Source organism: Pseudomonas sp. NFXW11 (genome assembly GCF_049887815.1).
Lineage (GTDB): Bacteria > Pseudomonadota > Gammaproteobacteria > Pseudomonadales > Pseudomonadaceae > Aquipseudomonas.
Genome location: NZ_JAGEKI010000024.1, coordinates 54,817 through 70,861 on the forward strand (window position 1 = coordinate 54,817; position 16,045 = coordinate 70,861).

Sequence of the window (16,045 nt, forward strand, 5' to 3'; positions counted from 1 at the left end):
GGGGTAAATCGGTGATTCTGCGGCCACTCCCCTCCCCCAGAAGGACATTCCCATGACCGCTCAAGCCAGCAAAGTCGCCCTCATCACCGGAGCCTCCCGCGGCATAGGCGCGGTGATCGCCCGCCAGCTGGCCCGTGATGGCTACGCCGTGGCGATCAACTACTCCAGCAGCAGCGAGGAGGCTTCGAAATTGGTGGTGGAACTGCGCCAGGCCGGTCACCGAGCCATAGCGGTCAAGGCCGATGTGGCCAGCGCCAGCGACGTGCGTCGGCTGTTCGAGGAAACCGAAACCCAGCTGGGCAAGGTCGATGTGCTGATCAACAACGCCGGCATCCTCAAGGTGCTGCCGCTGGCCGAGCACAGCGATGAACTTTACGAGCAGACTTTCGCCATCAACACCCGCGGCACGTTCAATACCCTGCGCGAAGCGGCCGAGCGCCTGAATGACGGCGGTCGTATCGTCAACTTTTCCAGCAGCACGGTGGGCCTCAACTTGCCGGGCTACGCGGTGTACATCGCCAGCAAGGCGGCGGTGGAGTCCCTGACCCAGGTCTTTGCCAAGGAGTTGCGTGGGCGTCAGATCACGGTCAACGCCGTGGCGCCGGGGCCGGTGGCCACCGAGCTGTTCCTCAAGGACAAGAGCCCGGAGCAGGTGGCGAACTTCGCCAAGATGCCGCCCCTGGAGCGCCTCGGGCAGCCGCAGGATATCGCCGGCATCGTCAGCTTCCTGGCGAGCCCGGCGGCGGCCTGGGTCAACGGGCAGATCCTGCGGGCCAATGGCGGGCTGGTTTGATGCCTATGCTCGATACATGCGCCGGCTAGCCGGCACCCCGGAGTAGCCATCATGCACACCACCATCATCATCACCTTCGGCCTGATCCTGCTGGCCCTGGTGCTGTTTATCGGCGAACGGCTGGGCTTCAGCCGGCAGACCCTGAGCTACGGCTTTATCGGCCTGTGGCTGGCCCTGACGGTGATCAACGGTGCGGTGGGCATGGTCAGCGCCCAGCAACCCCTGAGGTCGGAGTTGCTGGTGGGCTGCCTAGTGTTCGCGGTACCGCTCGCGGCCCTGGCGCTCTATCTGCTGCTCGCCAGGGCCTGAGCGCCTGGCTCAACGCACCAGGTGCAGGAACTGCATATGGCGTTCGTACTGGTCGAGGATGTCGTTGATGATCTGCTCCTTGGAGTAGCCCATCAGGTCGTAATCCTGGCTGCCCTCGGCCAGGTGCACCTCGGCCCGGTAGTAACGGCGATTGCGCAGCTCTTTCGGGCCCATGCCGCCACGGGCGAAGGACGGGGTGAAGTAACCGCGCATCTGCACCTGGTAGATGAACGGATGCTGGTCACCGTGACCGATTTCCAGGCTCACGCTGTCGTTGGCCGGATCGGGCTGGGTGACCACGTTCAGGCCCTTCTCGACGAACACCGCGGTCACCTCCTCGATGGCCGGGCGCACCGTCTGGTCGAGGAAGCGATACACCTCATCGCGGGACGGGAAATGCACCGCCTGGCTCAGGCGCTGGCGCCAGCCGCCCTTGCCGCGACGTGACGGCGCCACTGGCGCCAGGGAGTGCAGCTGGGCAATGCGCCGTTGCGACTCCAGGTAGAAGGCCTTGTGCAGCCCCCACATCATCAGCAGCAGGATCAGCGAGAACGGCAGCGAGGTCAGCACCACCGCCGACTTCAGCGAATCGATGTTGCCGGCGAACAGCAGCGCACTGGTGACCAGCGCGGTCATGGCGCCCCAGAACACCCGCAGCCATTTCGGCCCGTCCTCGTCGGCGTTGTTGCCACGGGCGGAAAGGGTCGAGAGCACCACGGTGCCGGAATCCGCCGAGGTGACGAAGAACACGAAGCTGATAAACACCGTGACGGCGATCACGGTCTTGCTCCAGGGGTAGGTTTCCAGCAGCAGGTAGAGGGTCATCGACGGGTTGTCGATGGCCGACATTCCCAGGGCGCTCATGCCGTGGTTGAGCACCTGGTCGATGGCGCTGTTGCCGAAGATCGACATCCACGCCAGGGTGAAGCCCAGGGGAATCAACAGCACGCCAAAGACGAATTCACGGATGGTCCGCCCGCGGGAAATCCGCGCGATGAACAAACCCACGAACGGCGACCAGGCAATCCACCAGGCCCAGTAGAACACCGTCCAGCCACCCAGCCAGTCGCTGGGCTTGTTGTAGGCGTACACATCGAAACTCTTGGCCGGCAGCGCCCCCAGGTAGTCCCCGAGGTTCTGGATCAGGGTATTGAGCAGGTGCTGGGTCGGCCCGGCGAACAGCACGAACAGCAGCAAGGCCACCGCCAGCAGCATGTTGATGTCGGACATCACCCGCACGCCCTTGTCCACGCCGGACACCGCGACAATGATCGCCGCGCCCATCATCAGGCTGATCAACCCAACCTGCACCCACTGGGTATGGGCGATGCCGAACAGGTAGTCGAGGCCGGAATTGAGGTGCAGCACGCCAAAGCCCATGTCAGCACCCAGGCCGAACACCGTGGCGATGATGCCGAAGCCGTCCACCGCGTAGCCGATGGGGCCGTTGATGCGCTTGCCAATCAGCGGGTACAGCGCCGACCGCAGGGCCAGCGGCAGGTTATGCCGGTAGGCGAAATAGGCCAGGGCCATGCCGACGAAGGCGAACACTCCCCAGCCATGCAGGCCCCAGTGCAGGAACAGCAACTGCATGCCCTGGCGCGCCGCCTCGGCGGTGCCGGCCTCGCCCTGGGGCGGTTGCAGCATGTGGGTCAGGGGTTCGGAAACGCAGAAGAAGAACAGGGTGATGCTGATCCCGGCGGCGAATAGCATGCCGGCCCAGGACAGGTAGCTGAACTCGGGTTCGTCGTGGTCGGCACCGAGCTTGATCTTGCCGTAGCCGGACAAGGCGGTGACCACCACGAAGACCAGGTACAGGGTCATGGCCAGCATGTAGTACCAGCCGACCGTATTGGCCGCCCAGTTTTGCGCTGCCAGCAGCCAGGCACCGGCCTGTTCGGGCAGGGAAATCACCACCAGGCCGAAGGCCAGGATAAAGCTCGCGGCGAAGTAGAACACCGGCGGGTTCATGCGAATCAGGGTGTTCGCGGGGGAGGACGATGCACTCATCAAAGGTGCACCTCGAAGGGATGGAACATGGCTGAAAGGTACGGACTCAGCAAAGGCAAGCCTCCTGTTGTGAGCGGGCGGCGAACCACCGGTTTAACTTGAACAAGCGTTCAAGTTAAACATGGATAGGCGGTCGAGGACTAATCGCAAGGCTCAGCGGTACTTTTCGTACGCTAGCTCAAGGGAGGGTATGAGGCGTGTCGAACGCAATCGTTCAGCACAAAAAAAACGCATCCTGTAGGAGCCAGCTTGCCGGCGAAGAGGCCCTAAAGCCTTGCACTGCCCTCGAAGACGTCTTCGCTGGCAAGCCAGCTCCTACACAAGCCAGCTCCCTACACAAACAGCCTGCCGCCACAGGGTGGGGCGTTTATTTTTGCGAACCGTCGTCGTGCTGCAGGTTGGCCTGGGTCAGGTTGCAACCCGCCGGCACGCTGCGGGTCAGCCAGACATTGCCGCCAATGGTCGAACCCTTGCCGATGGTGATGCGCCCGAGGATGGTGGCGCCGGCATAGATCACCACGTCGTCCTCGACGATCGGATGGCGCGGGTGACCCTTCTGCAACTGGCCGTCCTCGTCCGCCGGGAAGCGCTTGGCGCCCAGGGTCACGGCTTGGTAGATGCGTACCCGCTCGCCAATGATCGCGGTCTCGCCGATCACCACGCCGGTGCCATGGTCGATAAAGAAGCTGCGGCCGATCTGCGCCCCCGGGTGAATGTCGATGCCGGTGGCCGAATGGGCGATTTCCGCACTGATGCGCGCCAGCAGGGGCAAGCCGGCGCGATACAGATGGTGCGCCAGACGGTGATGGATCACCGCCAGAATTCCCGGGTAGCACAGCAGCACCTCATCCACGCTGCGGGCCGCCGGGTCGCCGTGATAGGCCGCCAGCACATCGGTGTCCAGCAACACCCGCAGCCCCGGCAGGGCCAGGGCGAAATCCTGGATCAGGCGAATGGCCTTGGCGTTGACCTCGGCATCGGCCTCGCCGTTCTGCCGGGCCACATAGCGCAGCTCCAGGCGGGCCTGGGCCAGCAGGGCATTGAGCGCCGCGTCCAGGGTGTGGCCAACGTAGAAGTCCTCGCTCTCCTCGCGCAGGTCCACCGGCCCCAGGCGCATGGGAAACAGGGCGCCGCACAGGGCCTCGAGAATCTCCGCCATGGCCGCTCGCGACGGCAGTTCGCGACCGCCCTGCTCGCCGCTGACCCGGCCGTTGCTGCTACGCCACTGATCACGGGCATCGCGCAGTTGGCCAACGATGGTCTGCAACTGCCAATGGCTGGAACGCTCGCTCACGATAAGTCTCCTCACTCGGGCGGCCGGACAATCGGGCCGCGCAAACGGCGATCACTTTACGCCCCGACACGGTGAGGTTTAAGAACTAATTGTTTGGCCAAAAGCACTTTTTTGCATAAGCGATTCGCAGTTGCCCAGGCAAATGGGCCTGCCTATAGTCCTTGCACCTTCCCTGTTCCGTGCGGACTCATGATCAAACAACAGCTGGCCCGCTTTAACCGTCTCGACCTGCTCGGGTCTACCACCGCCCTGGAAAAACTCCAACGCCTGTCGGCCTGGGTCGGCCGCGATGTCTACGTCAAGCGCGACGACACCACGCCCCTGGCCATGGGCGGCAACAAGCTGCGCAAGCTCGAATACCTGGCCGCCGACGCCCTGGCCCAGGGCGCCGATACCCTGATCACCGCCGGTGCCATCCAGTCCAACCACGTGCGCCAGACCGCAGCCCTGGCCGCCAAGCTGGGGCTGGGTTGTGTGGCCCTGCTGGAAAACCCCATCGGCACCACCGACCCCAACTACCTGGGCAACGGCAACCGCCTGCTGCTGGAGCTGTTCGATGCCAAGGTCGAACTGGTGGACAACCTCGACCACGCCGACGAGCAGTTGCAGGCCCTGGCCGCGCGCCTGCGCAGCAACGGCAAGAAGCCCTACCTGGTGCCCATTGGCGGCTCCAATGCCCTGGGCGCCCTGGGCTACGTGCGCGCCGGCCTGGAGCTGGCACAGCAGATCGAGGACAGCGGCCTGGCGTTCGCCGCCGTGGTGCTGGCCTCCGGCAGCGCCGGCACCCACAGCGGCCTGGCCCTGGCCTTGAGCGAGGTGCTGCCGCAATTGCCGGTGATTGGCGTCACTGTTTCGCGCAGCGAAGAAGACCAGCGACCCAAGGTCCAGGGCCTGGCCGAACGCACCGCCGAGCTGCTGGGGGTCAATCTGCCCGCGGCGTTCAACGTCCAACTCTGGGACGAGTATTTCGCTCCGCGCTATGGCGAGGCCAATGCCGGCACCCTGGCCGCGGTCAAGCTACTGGCCAGCCAGGAAGGCCTGCTGCTGGACCCGGTGTACACCGGCAAGGCCATGGCCGGCCTGCTGGACGGCATCGGCCGCCAGCGTTTCGATGAGGGCCCGATCCTGTTCCTGCACACCGGCGGCGCCCCGGCGCTGTTCGCCTATGCCGGCTCCTTCGCGTAGGAGCCGTTTTGCGTAGGAGCCGGCTTGCCGGCGAAGAGGCCCTTGAGTCTTGCAGCGTTCTTGGGGCCCCCTTCGCTGGCAAGCGGAACGCCGCCCGGCCAGCTCCTACGGAAGGGGGGCTCGGTTAATCACAAAAAGGCATAACAAGCTAAATTTATATTATTTTTCAACCTATTAGCGCCGTCTTATAGTCGCGCCACAGGCTGATTTTCAAAAAGACGCATAAGCTGCATTCAGGCAGGATAAACGTCTGTTCCGGCTCACCGATCGACCTGCATTTCCCACCCGTACCGTGCATAAGAAAACACACAGGGGCTTGTCATGAACTTTTCCGTACTGCGTCGCAATCTGCTGATTGGCACACTGGGCCTGGCCCTCGGTGCCGGACTCATGGGGCAAGCGGTTGCCGGCGAGCAACTGCAGAAGATCAAGGATGCAGGCGTGATCAACGTCGGCCTGGAAGGCACCTACCCACCCTTCAGCTATGTCGATGAAAACGGCAAGCTGGCCGGCTTCGAAGTGGAGTTCTCCGAGGCCCTGGCGAACAAGCTCGGGGTCAAGGTCAAGCTGCAACCGACCAAGTGGGACGGCATCCTCGCGGCCCTGGAATCCAAGCGCCTGGACGCGGTGGTGAACCAGGTGACCATCTCCGAGGAGCGCAAGAAGAAGTACGACTTCTCCACCCCCTACACCGTCTCCGGCATCCAGGCCCTGACCCAGAAAAAGGATGAAGGCAAGTTCAAGACCGCCGCCGACCTGGCCGGGCACAAGGTTGGCGTGGGCCTGGGCACCAACTACGAGCAGTGGCTCAAGGACAATGTGCCGGCCGCCATCATCAAGACCTACGACGACGATCCGACCAAGTACCAGGACCTGCGCGTAGGCCGTATCGACGCCATTCTGGTGGACCGCCTGGCGGCCTTCGAGCTGATCAAGAAAACCAAGGACACCCTGGTGGTTTCTGGCGAGCCCTTCTCCCGCCAGGAAGCCGGCGTGGCCCTGCGCAAGGGTGAACCTGAACTGCTGGCGGCGGTGAACAAGGCCATCGAGGAACTGCGGGCCGACGGCACGCTGAAGAAGCTCTCGGAGAAATACTTCAACGCTGACGTTACCCAATAATGGAAGCAGGCCTGCAACTGGCGCTGGATTCAGCGCCATTTCTTCTCAAGGGCGCGTATTACACGGTCATCCTCAGCCTCGGCGGCATGTTCTTCGGCCTGCTGCTGGGCTTTGGCCTGGCCTTGATGCGCCTGTCGCGCTTCAAGCTGGTGAGCTGGATTGCCCGGGTCTATGTGTCGTTCTTTCGCGGCACGCCACTGCTGGTGCAATTGTTCGTGATCTACTACGGCCTGCCACAGCTGGGGCTGGAACTGGACCCGCTGCCCGCGGCGCTGATCGGCTTTTCCCTGAACATGGCGGCCTACGCCTGCGAAATCCTCAGGGCCGCCATCGGCTCCATCGAGCGCGGCCAGTGGGAAGCCGCCGCCAGCATCGGCATGACCCGGGCCCAGACCCTGCGCCGGGCGATCCTGCCGCAAGCCATGCGCACCGCCTTGCCGCCGCTGGGCAACAGCTTCATCTCCCTGGTCAAGGACACCGCCCTGGCGGCCACCATCCAGGTGCCGGAACTGTTCCGCCAGGCGCAGCTGATCACCGCCCGGACCTTCGAAATATTCACCATGTATCTTGCCGCCGCCCTGATCTACTGGATTCTCGCCAGCGTGCTCGCGCACCTGCAGAACCGGCTGGAAGAGCGGGTCAATCGGCATGACCAGGAGTCTTGAAGCCATGATCGTGGTGGAAAAACTGACCAAGCAGTTCAAGGGCCAGACGGTGCTCAATGGCATCGACATGGAGGTCAAGGAAGGCGAAGTGGTGGCCATCATCGGCCCCAGCGGCTCGGGCAAGACCACCTTCCTGCGCTGCCTGAATTTCCTCGAGGAGCCCAGCAGCGGCCGCATCCGCATCGGCGACATCGCCATCGACGGCAGCCTCCCCCTGAACCATCAACAGGGGCGGATTCGCCAGCTGCGCCAGCAGGTGGGTTTCGTGTTCCAGAACTTCAACCTGTTCCCCCACCGCACCGCCCTGGAAAACGTCATCGAAGGCCCGCTGGTGGTGAAGAAGACCCCAAGGGAGCAGGCCCAGGCCCTGGGTCGCGCGCTGCTGGCCAAGGTCGGCCTGGCGGGCAAGGAAGATGCCTACCCCAGGCGCCTGTCCGGTGGCCAGCAACAGCGGGTGGCGATCGCCCGGGCCCTGGCCATGGAACCCCAGGTGATCCTCTTCGACGAACCCACCTCGGCCCTCGACCCGGAACTGGTGGGTGAGGTGCTGGCGACCATTCGCGGCCTGGCCCAGGAGAAACGCACCATGGTCATCGTCACCCACGAGATGAGTTTTGCCCGCGACGTGGCCAATCGGGTGATCTTCTTCGACAAGGGGGTGATCGTCGAACAGGGCGAGGCCAAGGCGCTGTTCGCCAACCCCAGGGAAGAGCGCACCCGGCAGTTCCTCAGCAAGTTCATCAGCTCCGGCCCCTCCGCGGCCTGACCCCCTACATACCACCCCACCGCCCCGTAACAGCCGGCTTGCCGGCGAAGGGGCCTCAAGCCTTGCTCCGCCCTCAAGGACGCCTTCGCTGGCAAGCCAGCTCCTACACAACGGGGCTGGCTCGAATCCGTCTTGCGTAGGAGCCGGCTTGCCGGCGAAGGGGCCCTCAAGCCTTGCACCGTCCTCAGGAACGCCTTTTCTGGCAAGCCAGCGCCTACAAATCCTGCGCGTGCAGAAACCACGCAAGGCCTTGATCCATAAAGCCTGCAGGCTTCGATCCAACCCTTCTATTGTTATTCCTAAAAGTTAGTTTATTTAATTTTTATACGCGCTTAGGGTATATGCACCGGACCACCGGACAGTCTTGATTCTGATTTCGCCGCACTCAGCGGCCTATCCAAAAGATGTGAGGTAGGTATGGTCCGGAACACAATCACCCCAGTGCAGATCGCCAGGGCATTGCGTGCAGCCAAGGAGTGGCACTGATGTCCAGTCTGGTTGAAGCACAAGTCCAGAGCGATCTGGACATCGCCCCCCTGTTGTTGCCCGCACAGGTTCTGCGCAATGACGCAGAGGCCCTGCAAGCCGCCCATGAGCTGGCCGATGTGGCCCGCCAGCAAGCGGCCCAACGCGACCGTCAGCGCAAGCTGCCCTGGGCGCAGATCGAACAGTTCACCCGCAGCGGCCTGGGGAGCATTTCCATCCCCCGCGCCTATGGCGGGCCAGAAGTGTCCTTCGTCACCCTGGCCGAAGTATTCGCGATCATTTCCGCGGCCGACCCGGCCCTGGGGCAGATCCCGCAGAACCAGTTCGGCATCCTCCAGCTGATTCTCGGCTGCGGCACCGAACGGCAAAAAGAACAGCTGCTGCAAAGCGTCCTTGAAGGCTGGCGCATCGGCAATGCCGGCCCGGAACGCGGCACCAGGAACACCCTGGAACTCAAGGCGCGGATCACCCGCGATGGCGAAGGCCATGTACTCAACGGCCAGAAGTTCTACTCCACCGGCGCGCTGTTCGCCCATTGGGTCGCGGTCAAGGCGCTGAACGACGACGGCCGCCAGGTGCTGGCCTTCGTCCGTCGTGGCACCCCGGGACTGCGCATCGTCGACGACTGGTCGGGCTTCGGCCAGCGCACCACCGCCAGCGGCACCATCCTGCTCAACGAGGTGCGGGTCGACAGCGAGCTGGTGCTGGACAACTGGAAGATCAACCAATCGCCGAATATCCAGGGCGCCATCTCGCAGCTGATCCAGGCCGCCATCGACGCCGGCATCGCCCGCGAAGCCGTGGCCGACGCCAGTGCCTTCGTGCGTGAACGGGCACGGCCGTGGATCGACGCCAACGTCGAGAAAGCCAGTGACGACCTGTATGTGATCGCCGATATCGGCCGTTTGCAGATCGAGCTGCACGCCGCCGAGGCCCTGCTGCGCAAGGCGGGCCAGGTGCTCGACCAGGTCAGCGCGGCACCCATCACCGCCGAGTCCGCAGCCCGCGCCTCGATCGCCGTGGCCGAGGCCAAGGTGCTGACCACCGAGATCTCGCTGCAAGCCAGCGAAAAGCTCTTCGAGCTGGCCGGCAGCCGCGCCACCCTCGCCGAGTTCAACCTCGACCGCCATTGGCGCAACGCCCGAGTGCACACCCTGCACGACCCAGTGCGCTGGAAATACCACGCCATCGGCGCCTATCGCCTCAATGGCACTCTGCCCGCGCGTCACTCCTGGATCTGACCGCCGAAAACACTTTTGACCAGATCTCTGGAGAAACACATGAGCCTCTCTCAACACGTCGCGGTCATCGCCAGCGACGAGCAAGCCCTGATTGTCGCCAACGACCTGGCGGAAGATTTCAAGCGTGACAGCGCCCTGCGCGACCGCGAACGGCGCCTGCCGCATGCCGAACTGGAAGCCTTTTCCCGTTCCGGACTATGGGGCATCAGCGTGCCCAAGGAATACGGCGGTGCCGGCGTTTCCAATGTCACCCTGGCCAAGATCATCGCGCTGATTGCCGAGGCCGATTCCTCCCTCGGGCAGATCCCGCAGAACCATTTCTACGCCCTGGAAGTGCTGCGGGTGAACGGCAGCGAGCAGCAGAAACAACGGCTGTACACCGAAGTGCTGGCCGGCCGGCGCTTCGGCAATGCCCTGGCCGAGCTCGGCACCAAGACCGCCCACGACCGCACCACCTGCCTGAGCCGCGACCACAGCGGCCAGTACCGCATCGATGGGCGCAAGTTCTACGCCACCGGCGCTATCTACGCCCAGCGCATCCCCACCTCGGTGGTGGATGAACATGGCGTGCAGCACCTGGCCTTCGTTGCGGCCGATGCCCCGGGCTTGAGCGTGATCGACGATTGGTCGGGCTTTGGCCAGCGCACCACCGGCAGCGGCTCGGTAGTGTTCGACAACGTGGCGGTGGACGAGGCCGACGTGGTGCCGTTCCAGAGCGCCTTCGAGCGCCCGACCCCGGTGGGCCCGCTGGCGCAGATCCTCCACGCCGCCATCGACACCGGCATCGCCCGCGCCGCCTTTGAAGACGCCCTGCGCTTCGTGCGCAGCAAGACCCGGCCGTGGATCGACTCCGGCAGCGACCAGGCCACCGACGATCCACTAACCCTCAAGAGCTTCGGCCACCTGAGCATCCGCCTGCACGCCACCGAAGCCCTGCTGGAGCGCGCCGGGGAATTCCTCGACCTGGCCCAGGCCCGGACCAACGCCGACACCGTGGCCGCCGCCTCCATCGCGGTGGCCGAGGCACGCGCCCTGAGCACGGAAATCTCCCTGGCCGCTGGCAGCACCCTGTTCGAACTGGCCGGCAGCCAGGCGACCCTGGCCGAACATGGCCTGGACCGCCACTGGCGCAATGCCCGGGTGCACACCCTGCACGACCCGGTGCGCTGGAAGTACCACGCGGTGGGCAACTACTACCTCAACCAGCAGAACCCGCCGCTGCGGGGGACCATCTGATGGCCACACCGGCAACCGCCAAGAAGAAGATCCTGCTCAACGCCTTCAACATGAACTGCGTGGGGCATATCAACCACGGCCTGTGGACCCACCCGCGGGACAATTCAACCCAGTACCAGAGCCTCGAATACTGGACCGAGCTGGCCCAGTTGCTGGAGCGCGGCCTGTTCGACGGGCTGTTTATCGCCGACATAGTCGGGGTCTACGACATCTACCAGGGCTCGCTGGACGTGACCCTCAAGGAGTCGATCCAGCTACCGGTGAACGACCCGCTGCTGCTGGTTTCGGCCATGGCCGCGGTCACCCGCAACCTGGGTTTCGGCCTCACCGTCAACCTCACCTACGAGGCGCCCTACCTGTTCGCCCGCAAGCTTTCCACCCTCGACCACCTGAGCCGTGGCCGGGTCGGCTGGAACATTGTCACCGGCTACCTGGACAGCGCCGCCCAGGCCATGGGCCTGAAGCAGCAGATCGAGCACGACCGCCGCTACGACCAGGCCGACGAGTACCTGGAGGTGCTGTACAAACTCTGGGAAGGCAGCTGGGAAGACGACGCGGTGATCAACGACCGCGAGCAGCGCATCTATGCCCGGCCGGACAAGGTGCACAAGGTCGAGCACCAGGGCGAGTTCTACCAGGTCAGCGGTTATCACCTGTGCGAGCCGTCGCCGCAGCGTACCCCGGTGCTGTTCCAGGCCGGCAGCTCGGAGCGCGGCCTGCTGTTCGCCGGGCGCCACGCCGAATGCGTGTTCATCAGCGGGCAGAACAAGGCCGCGACCAAGGCCCAGGTGGACAAGGTGCGCGCCAGCGCCGTGGCCGCCGGGCGCAACCCGGACGACATCAAGGTGTTCATGGGCCTGAATGTGATAGTCGCCGAGACCGAGGAACTGGCCTGGAAGAAACACGCCGAGTACAAAAGCCATGCCAGCGCCGAAGCCGGGGTGGCGCATTTTTCCGCCTCCACCGGCATCGACTTCGCCCAGTACGACATCGACGAGCCGATCCAGTACGTGAAAAGCAACGCCATCCAGTCGGCCACCCAGCACCTGCAGAACAACGACTGGACCCGGCGCAAGCTGCTGGAGCAGCACGCCCTGGGCGGCCGCTATTTCACCCTGGTGGGCTCGCCGCAACAGGTGGCCGACGACCTCGAATTCTGGATCGCCGAAACCGGCCTGGACGGCTTCAACCTGACCCGCATCGTCAGCCCGGAAAGCTATGTCGACTTTATCGAGCTGGTGATTCCCGAACTGCAACGACGCGGCTCCTACAAGACAGCCTATGACAGCGGCACCCTGCGGGAAAAACTCTTCCACCAGGGCCGCAAGCTGCCTGAACGACACACCGGCGCGGCTTACCGCCGCTGAACGCTTCGCTCTTGTGGCGAGGGAGCTTGCTCCCGCTGGCTTGCGCAGCAAGCCCAAACCCAGACCGCGCGATACACCGGCAAGACCGCGCCGCCTGAGTCCGGGGCCGCTACGCAGCCCAGCGGGAGCAAGCTCCCTCGCCACAGACAGCGGTCTTGCCCACACCCAAACGCAACGGTTCAACCTCTTCATTCGCATCGACTGGAAGTAACCATCATGAAAACCAAGCTCCTGAGCCACCCGCTCAAAGCCCTGGCCCTGGCCCTCGGCCTGTTCAGCAGCCACCTGTTCGCCGCTGAAGCAGCGCTCAAGGTCGGCACCACCGCCGCCTTCGCCATCCCCCTGGAAGCCGCCGTCACCGAGGCCGGCAAGCAGGGCCTGAAGGTGGAGCTGGTGGAGTTCAGCGACTGGATCGCGCCCAACGTCAGCCTGGCCGCCGGCGATATCGATGTGAACTACTTCCAGCACATCCCCTTCCTGGAAAACGCCAAGGCCGCCGCCGGTTTCAACCTGGTGCCCTTCGCCCCGGGCATCATCAACAACGTCGGCCTGTACTCGAAGAAATACAAAAGCTTCGCCGAGCTGCCCGAGGGCGCCAGCGTGGCCATCGCCAATGACCCGATCAACAGCGGCCGCGGCCTGCAGCTGCTGGCCAAGGCCGGGCTGATCAGCCTCAAGCCCGGGGTCGGCTACAAGGCCACCGAAGAAGACATCGTCGCCAACCCGAAAAAGATCAAGATCCTCCAAGTGGAAGCGGTGCAACTGGTGCGCGCCTATGACGATGCCGACCTGGTGCAGGGCTACCCGGCCTATATCCGCCTGGCCAAGACCTTCGACGCCGGTTCGGCCTTGCTCTTCGACGGCCTGGACCACAAGGAATACGTGATCCAGTTCGTGATCCAGCCCAAGAGCCAGAACGACCCGCGGCTGATCAAGTTCGTCGATATCTACCAGCATTCGCCCGCGGTACGCGCGGCCCTCGACCAGGCTCACGGCACGCTCTACCAAGCCGGCTGGGAAGGCTGATATGAGTGTCGCCACGCTCCAGCGCCAACTGCCGCAAAGCGCCCCCCATAGCGCCGAGCAAAGCGAGCTGCACCCCGAGCTGAACCGCGCCCAGGTGCGCTTTATCGGGGTCGGCAAGACCTACCAGGGCCAGCAAGGCCCGGTAGCGGCCCTGCAGGGCATCGACCTGGCCATCCAGCGCGGCGAGGTGTTCGGCATCATCGGCCGCAGCGGCGCCGGCAAGTCGTCGCTGATCCGCACCATCAATCGCCTGGAGCAACCCAGCAGCGGCCGGGTGCTGATCGACCAGGTGGACATCGGCGCCTTCGACGAAGACCGCCTGGTGGCCCTGCGCCGGCGCATCGGCATGATCTTCCAGCACTTCAACCTGATGTCGGCCAAGACCGTGTGGCACAACGTCGAGCTGCCGCTGAAGGTAGCTGGCGTGCCCAAGGACCAGCGCCAGCGTAAAGTGCGCGAACTACTGGAACTGGTGGGCCTCAAGGACAAGCACACGGCCTACCCGGCGCAGCTTTCCGGCGGCCAGAAACAGCGGGTGGGGATCGCCCGGGCCCTGGTCCACGACCCACAAATCCTGCTGTGCGACGAGGCCACCTCGGCCCTGGACCCGGAAACCACCCAGTCGATACTCAGCCTGCTGCAAGAGATCAACCAGCGCCTGGGCCTGACCATCATCCTGATCACCCACGAGATGGCGGTGATCCGCGAAATCTGCGACCGGGTGGTGGTGCTGGAGCAGGGGCGGATCGTCGAGCAGGGGCCGGTGTGGCACGTCTTCGGCAACCCGCAACACCCGGTCAGCAAGACCCTGCTGGCGCCCTTGCAACAGGCATTGCCCGAGGAGCTGCAAAGCCGCTTGCGCAGCCACCCCGAATCCTCTGATGCGGCTGTGGTACTGAACCTGCGCTTTAGCGGCAGCCAGCGCGACGAACCCGACCTGGCGGCGCTGTTCAGCGCCCTGGGCGGTCGTGTGCGCCTGCTCCAGGGCGGGGTGGAACGCATCCAGGGACATGCCTTGGGGCAACTGCTGCTGGCGGTCCAGGGTTCGTCCCTGGGCGCCGAAGAACTGCGCCAGCGCGCAGCGCACTGGGCACAACAGGTGGAGGTACTGGGCTATGTGGTTTGAGCGCTTGCTGCAGGGTGTGCTCGACACCCTGCTGATGGTCGGCGTGTCGTCGCTGATCGCCTTGCTGGCGGGGATTCCCCTGGCGGTGATCCTGGTCACCAGCGGCCAGGGCGGGATCTACCAGGCCCCGCTGCTGAACCGCGCCCTGGGGGCCTTCGTCAATCTGTTTCGCTCGGTGCCGTTCCTGATCCTGATGGTGGCGCTGATCCCCTTTACCCGCTTGATTGTCGGCACCACCTACGGCGTATGGGCGGCGGTGGTGCCACTGACCATCGCCGCCACGCCGTTCTTCGCGCGCATTGCCGAGGTCAGCCTGCGGGAGGTCGACCAGGGCCTGATCGAAGCGGCCCAGGCCATGGGCTGCCGGCGCTGGCACATCATCTGGCATGTGCTGCTGCCCGAAGCGCTGCCGGGCATAGTCGGCGGTTTCACCATCACCCTGGTGACCATGATCAACTCCTCGGCCATGGCCGGGGCCATTGGCGCGGGCGGGCTGGGAGATATTGCCTACCGCTATGGCTACCAGCGTTTCGACAGCCAGATCATGCTCACGGTGATAGTGCTGCTGGTGCTGCTGGTGGCGGCCATCCAGTTGGGTGGCGACCGCTTGGCGCGGCGTTTGAACAAGCGTTGAAGGGTGTGGTGTCTGTTCTGACGCCTTCGCGAGCAAGCGCGCGCCTACAAGGGGTTGCACACCCCCCGTAGGAGCGAGCTTGCTCGCGAAGAGGCCCCCCAGGTGGTCATTGGCGGTATATTCGACACCTCCCCCGCCACCCGCGCAGCCCGCCATGAAACTTGCCCCCGACGATCTCGCAACCATCACCGCCACCACCCTCGGCCATTACAACCAGGTGGCCGAAGATTTCCGCACCGGCACCCGCGACCACGATGTCAGCCAGAACATCGATGCGCTACTGCGGCATATCCAGGGCCCGGCGCCCTTCACCCTGCTGGATTTCGGCTGTGGCCCCGGCCGCGACCTGCAGACTTTCACCCGCCTGGGTCATGTCGCCATCGGCCTCGACGGCTGTGAGCGTTTTGCCCAGATGGCTCGGCAAGACAGCGGCTGCGAGGTGTGGCAGCAGGACTTTCTCAAGCTCGATCTGCCGGCTGGGCACTTCGACGGCATCTTCGCCAACGCCGTGCTGTTTCATATCCCCCGCCAGGAGTTGCCACGGGTGCTTCGGCAGTTGCAGGCCAGCCTCAAGGCAGGCGGCGTGCTGTTCAGCTCCAACCCCCGGGGCGACAACCAGGAAGGCTGGAACGGTGCGCGCTATGGCGCCTACCACGACCTCGCCAACTGGCAGGCGCTGCTGGGCGAAGCCGGCTTCGTCGAGCTGGAGCACTACTACCGCCCCGCCGGCCTGCCCCGGGAACAGCAGCCGTGGCTGGCCAGTGTCTGGCGCAAGGCCTGAGGCCACA

At 64.5% G+C, this 16,045-nt stretch carries 15 protein-coding genes; 13 read left to right on the top strand and 2 right to left on the bottom strand.

Annotated features, from left to right (window positions below):
• Positions 1-52 precede the first annotated feature (52 nt).
• Together J4P02_RS27850 and J4P02_RS27855 are read left to right on the top strand one after the other, a co-directional pair.
• On the top strand, positions 53-793 hold the full coding sequence (locus tag J4P02_RS27850; RefSeq protein ID WP_426196464.1) for an SDR family oxidoreductase: 741 nt from the start codon (positions 53-55) through the stop codon (positions 791-793).
• Between the two features lie 51 nt (positions 794-844).
• On the top strand, positions 845-1,102 hold the full coding sequence (locus J4P02_RS27855) for a hypothetical protein (protein WP_426196466.1): 258 nt from the start codon (positions 845-847) through the stop codon (positions 1,100-1,102).
• A gap of 9 nt (positions 1,103-1,111) precedes the next feature.
• On the opposite strand, the gene betT is transcribed toward J4P02_RS27855, so the two are convergent.
• Both betT and epsC read right to left on the bottom strand, forming a co-directional pair.
• Positions 1,112-3,073: a choline transporter BetT gene (gene betT / locus J4P02_RS27860; protein ID WP_426196521.1), complete on the bottom strand. Its 1,962-nt coding sequence runs from the start codon at positions 3,071-3,073 to the stop codon at positions 1,112-1,114.
• Positions 3,074-3,479: 406 nt separating this feature from the next.
• Positions 3,480-4,406, bottom strand: coding sequence for a serine O-acetyltransferase EpsC (gene epsC / locus J4P02_RS27865; protein WP_426196468.1), 927 nt, complete (start codon positions 4,404-4,406; stop codon positions 3,480-3,482).
• A 189-nt stretch (positions 4,407-4,595) separates the two neighbouring features.
• Between epsC and J4P02_RS27870 the strand changes: the two genes are divergently transcribed.
• From J4P02_RS27870 to J4P02_RS27920, 11 genes are all read left to right on the top strand, one after another.
• A complete protein-coding gene (locus tag J4P02_RS27870) occupies positions 4,596-5,591 on the top strand; it encodes a D-cysteine desulfhydrase (RefSeq protein ID WP_426196470.1) in 996 nt (331 codons plus the stop codon).
• Between the two features lie 321 nt (positions 5,592-5,912).
• A complete protein-coding gene (tcyJ, locus tag J4P02_RS27875; protein WP_426196472.1) occupies positions 5,913-6,710 on the top strand; it encodes a cystine ABC transporter substrate-binding protein in 798 nt (265 codons plus the stop codon).
• Complete coding sequence (gene tcyL, locus J4P02_RS27880) at positions 6,710-7,375, top strand: cystine ABC transporter permease (RefSeq protein WP_402892981.1); 666 nt, start codon at positions 6,710-6,712, stop codon at positions 7,373-7,375. The genes tcyJ and tcyL overlap by 1 nt, the downstream gene beginning before the upstream one ends.
• A 4-nt stretch (positions 7,376-7,379) precedes the next feature.
• A complete protein-coding gene (gene tcyN / locus J4P02_RS27885; protein ID WP_426196523.1) occupies positions 7,380-8,141 on the top strand; it encodes an L-cystine ABC transporter ATP-binding protein TcyN in 762 nt (253 codons plus the stop codon).
• Between the two features lie 485 nt (positions 8,142-8,626).
• Positions 8,627-9,868: an SfnB family sulfur acquisition oxidoreductase gene (locus J4P02_RS27890; protein ID WP_426196475.1), complete on the top strand. Its 1,242-nt coding sequence runs from the start codon at positions 8,627-8,629 to the stop codon at positions 9,866-9,868.
• Positions 9,869-9,907: 39 nt separating this feature from the next.
• The gene (locus J4P02_RS27895) at positions 9,908-11,104 is read left to right on the top strand and encodes an SfnB family sulfur acquisition oxidoreductase (protein ID WP_426196477.1); all 1,197 of its coding nucleotides are present in this window, start codon (positions 9,908-9,910) and stop codon (positions 11,102-11,104) included.
• Positions 11,104-12,471 carry an LLM class flavin-dependent oxidoreductase gene (locus J4P02_RS27900; protein WP_426196479.1) on the top strand — a complete coding sequence of 456 codons (1,368 nt, stop codon included), beginning with the start codon at positions 11,104-11,106 and terminating at the stop codon, positions 12,469-12,471. Before J4P02_RS27895 ends, J4P02_RS27900 begins: the two co-directional genes overlap by 1 nt.
• 216 nt (positions 12,472-12,687) lie before the next feature.
• Positions 12,688-13,497 carry a MetQ/NlpA family ABC transporter substrate-binding protein gene (locus J4P02_RS27905; protein ID WP_426196481.1) on the top strand — a complete coding sequence of 270 codons (810 nt, stop codon included), beginning with the start codon at positions 12,688-12,690 and terminating at the stop codon, positions 13,495-13,497.
• Between the two features lies 1 nt (position 13,498).
• Positions 13,499-14,623, top strand: coding sequence for a methionine ABC transporter ATP-binding protein (locus J4P02_RS27910; RefSeq protein WP_426196483.1), 1,125 nt, complete (start codon positions 13,499-13,501; stop codon positions 14,621-14,623).
• Positions 14,613-15,257: a methionine ABC transporter permease gene (locus J4P02_RS27915; protein ID WP_426196485.1), complete on the top strand. Its 645-nt coding sequence runs from the start codon at positions 14,613-14,615 to the stop codon at positions 15,255-15,257. Before J4P02_RS27910 ends, J4P02_RS27915 begins: the two co-directional genes overlap by 11 nt.
• Positions 15,258-15,411: 154 nt before the next feature.
• A complete protein-coding gene (locus tag J4P02_RS27920) occupies positions 15,412-16,038 on the top strand; it encodes a class I SAM-dependent methyltransferase (RefSeq protein ID WP_426196487.1) in 627 nt (208 codons plus the stop codon).
• Positions 16,039-16,045: the final 7 nt, after the last annotated feature.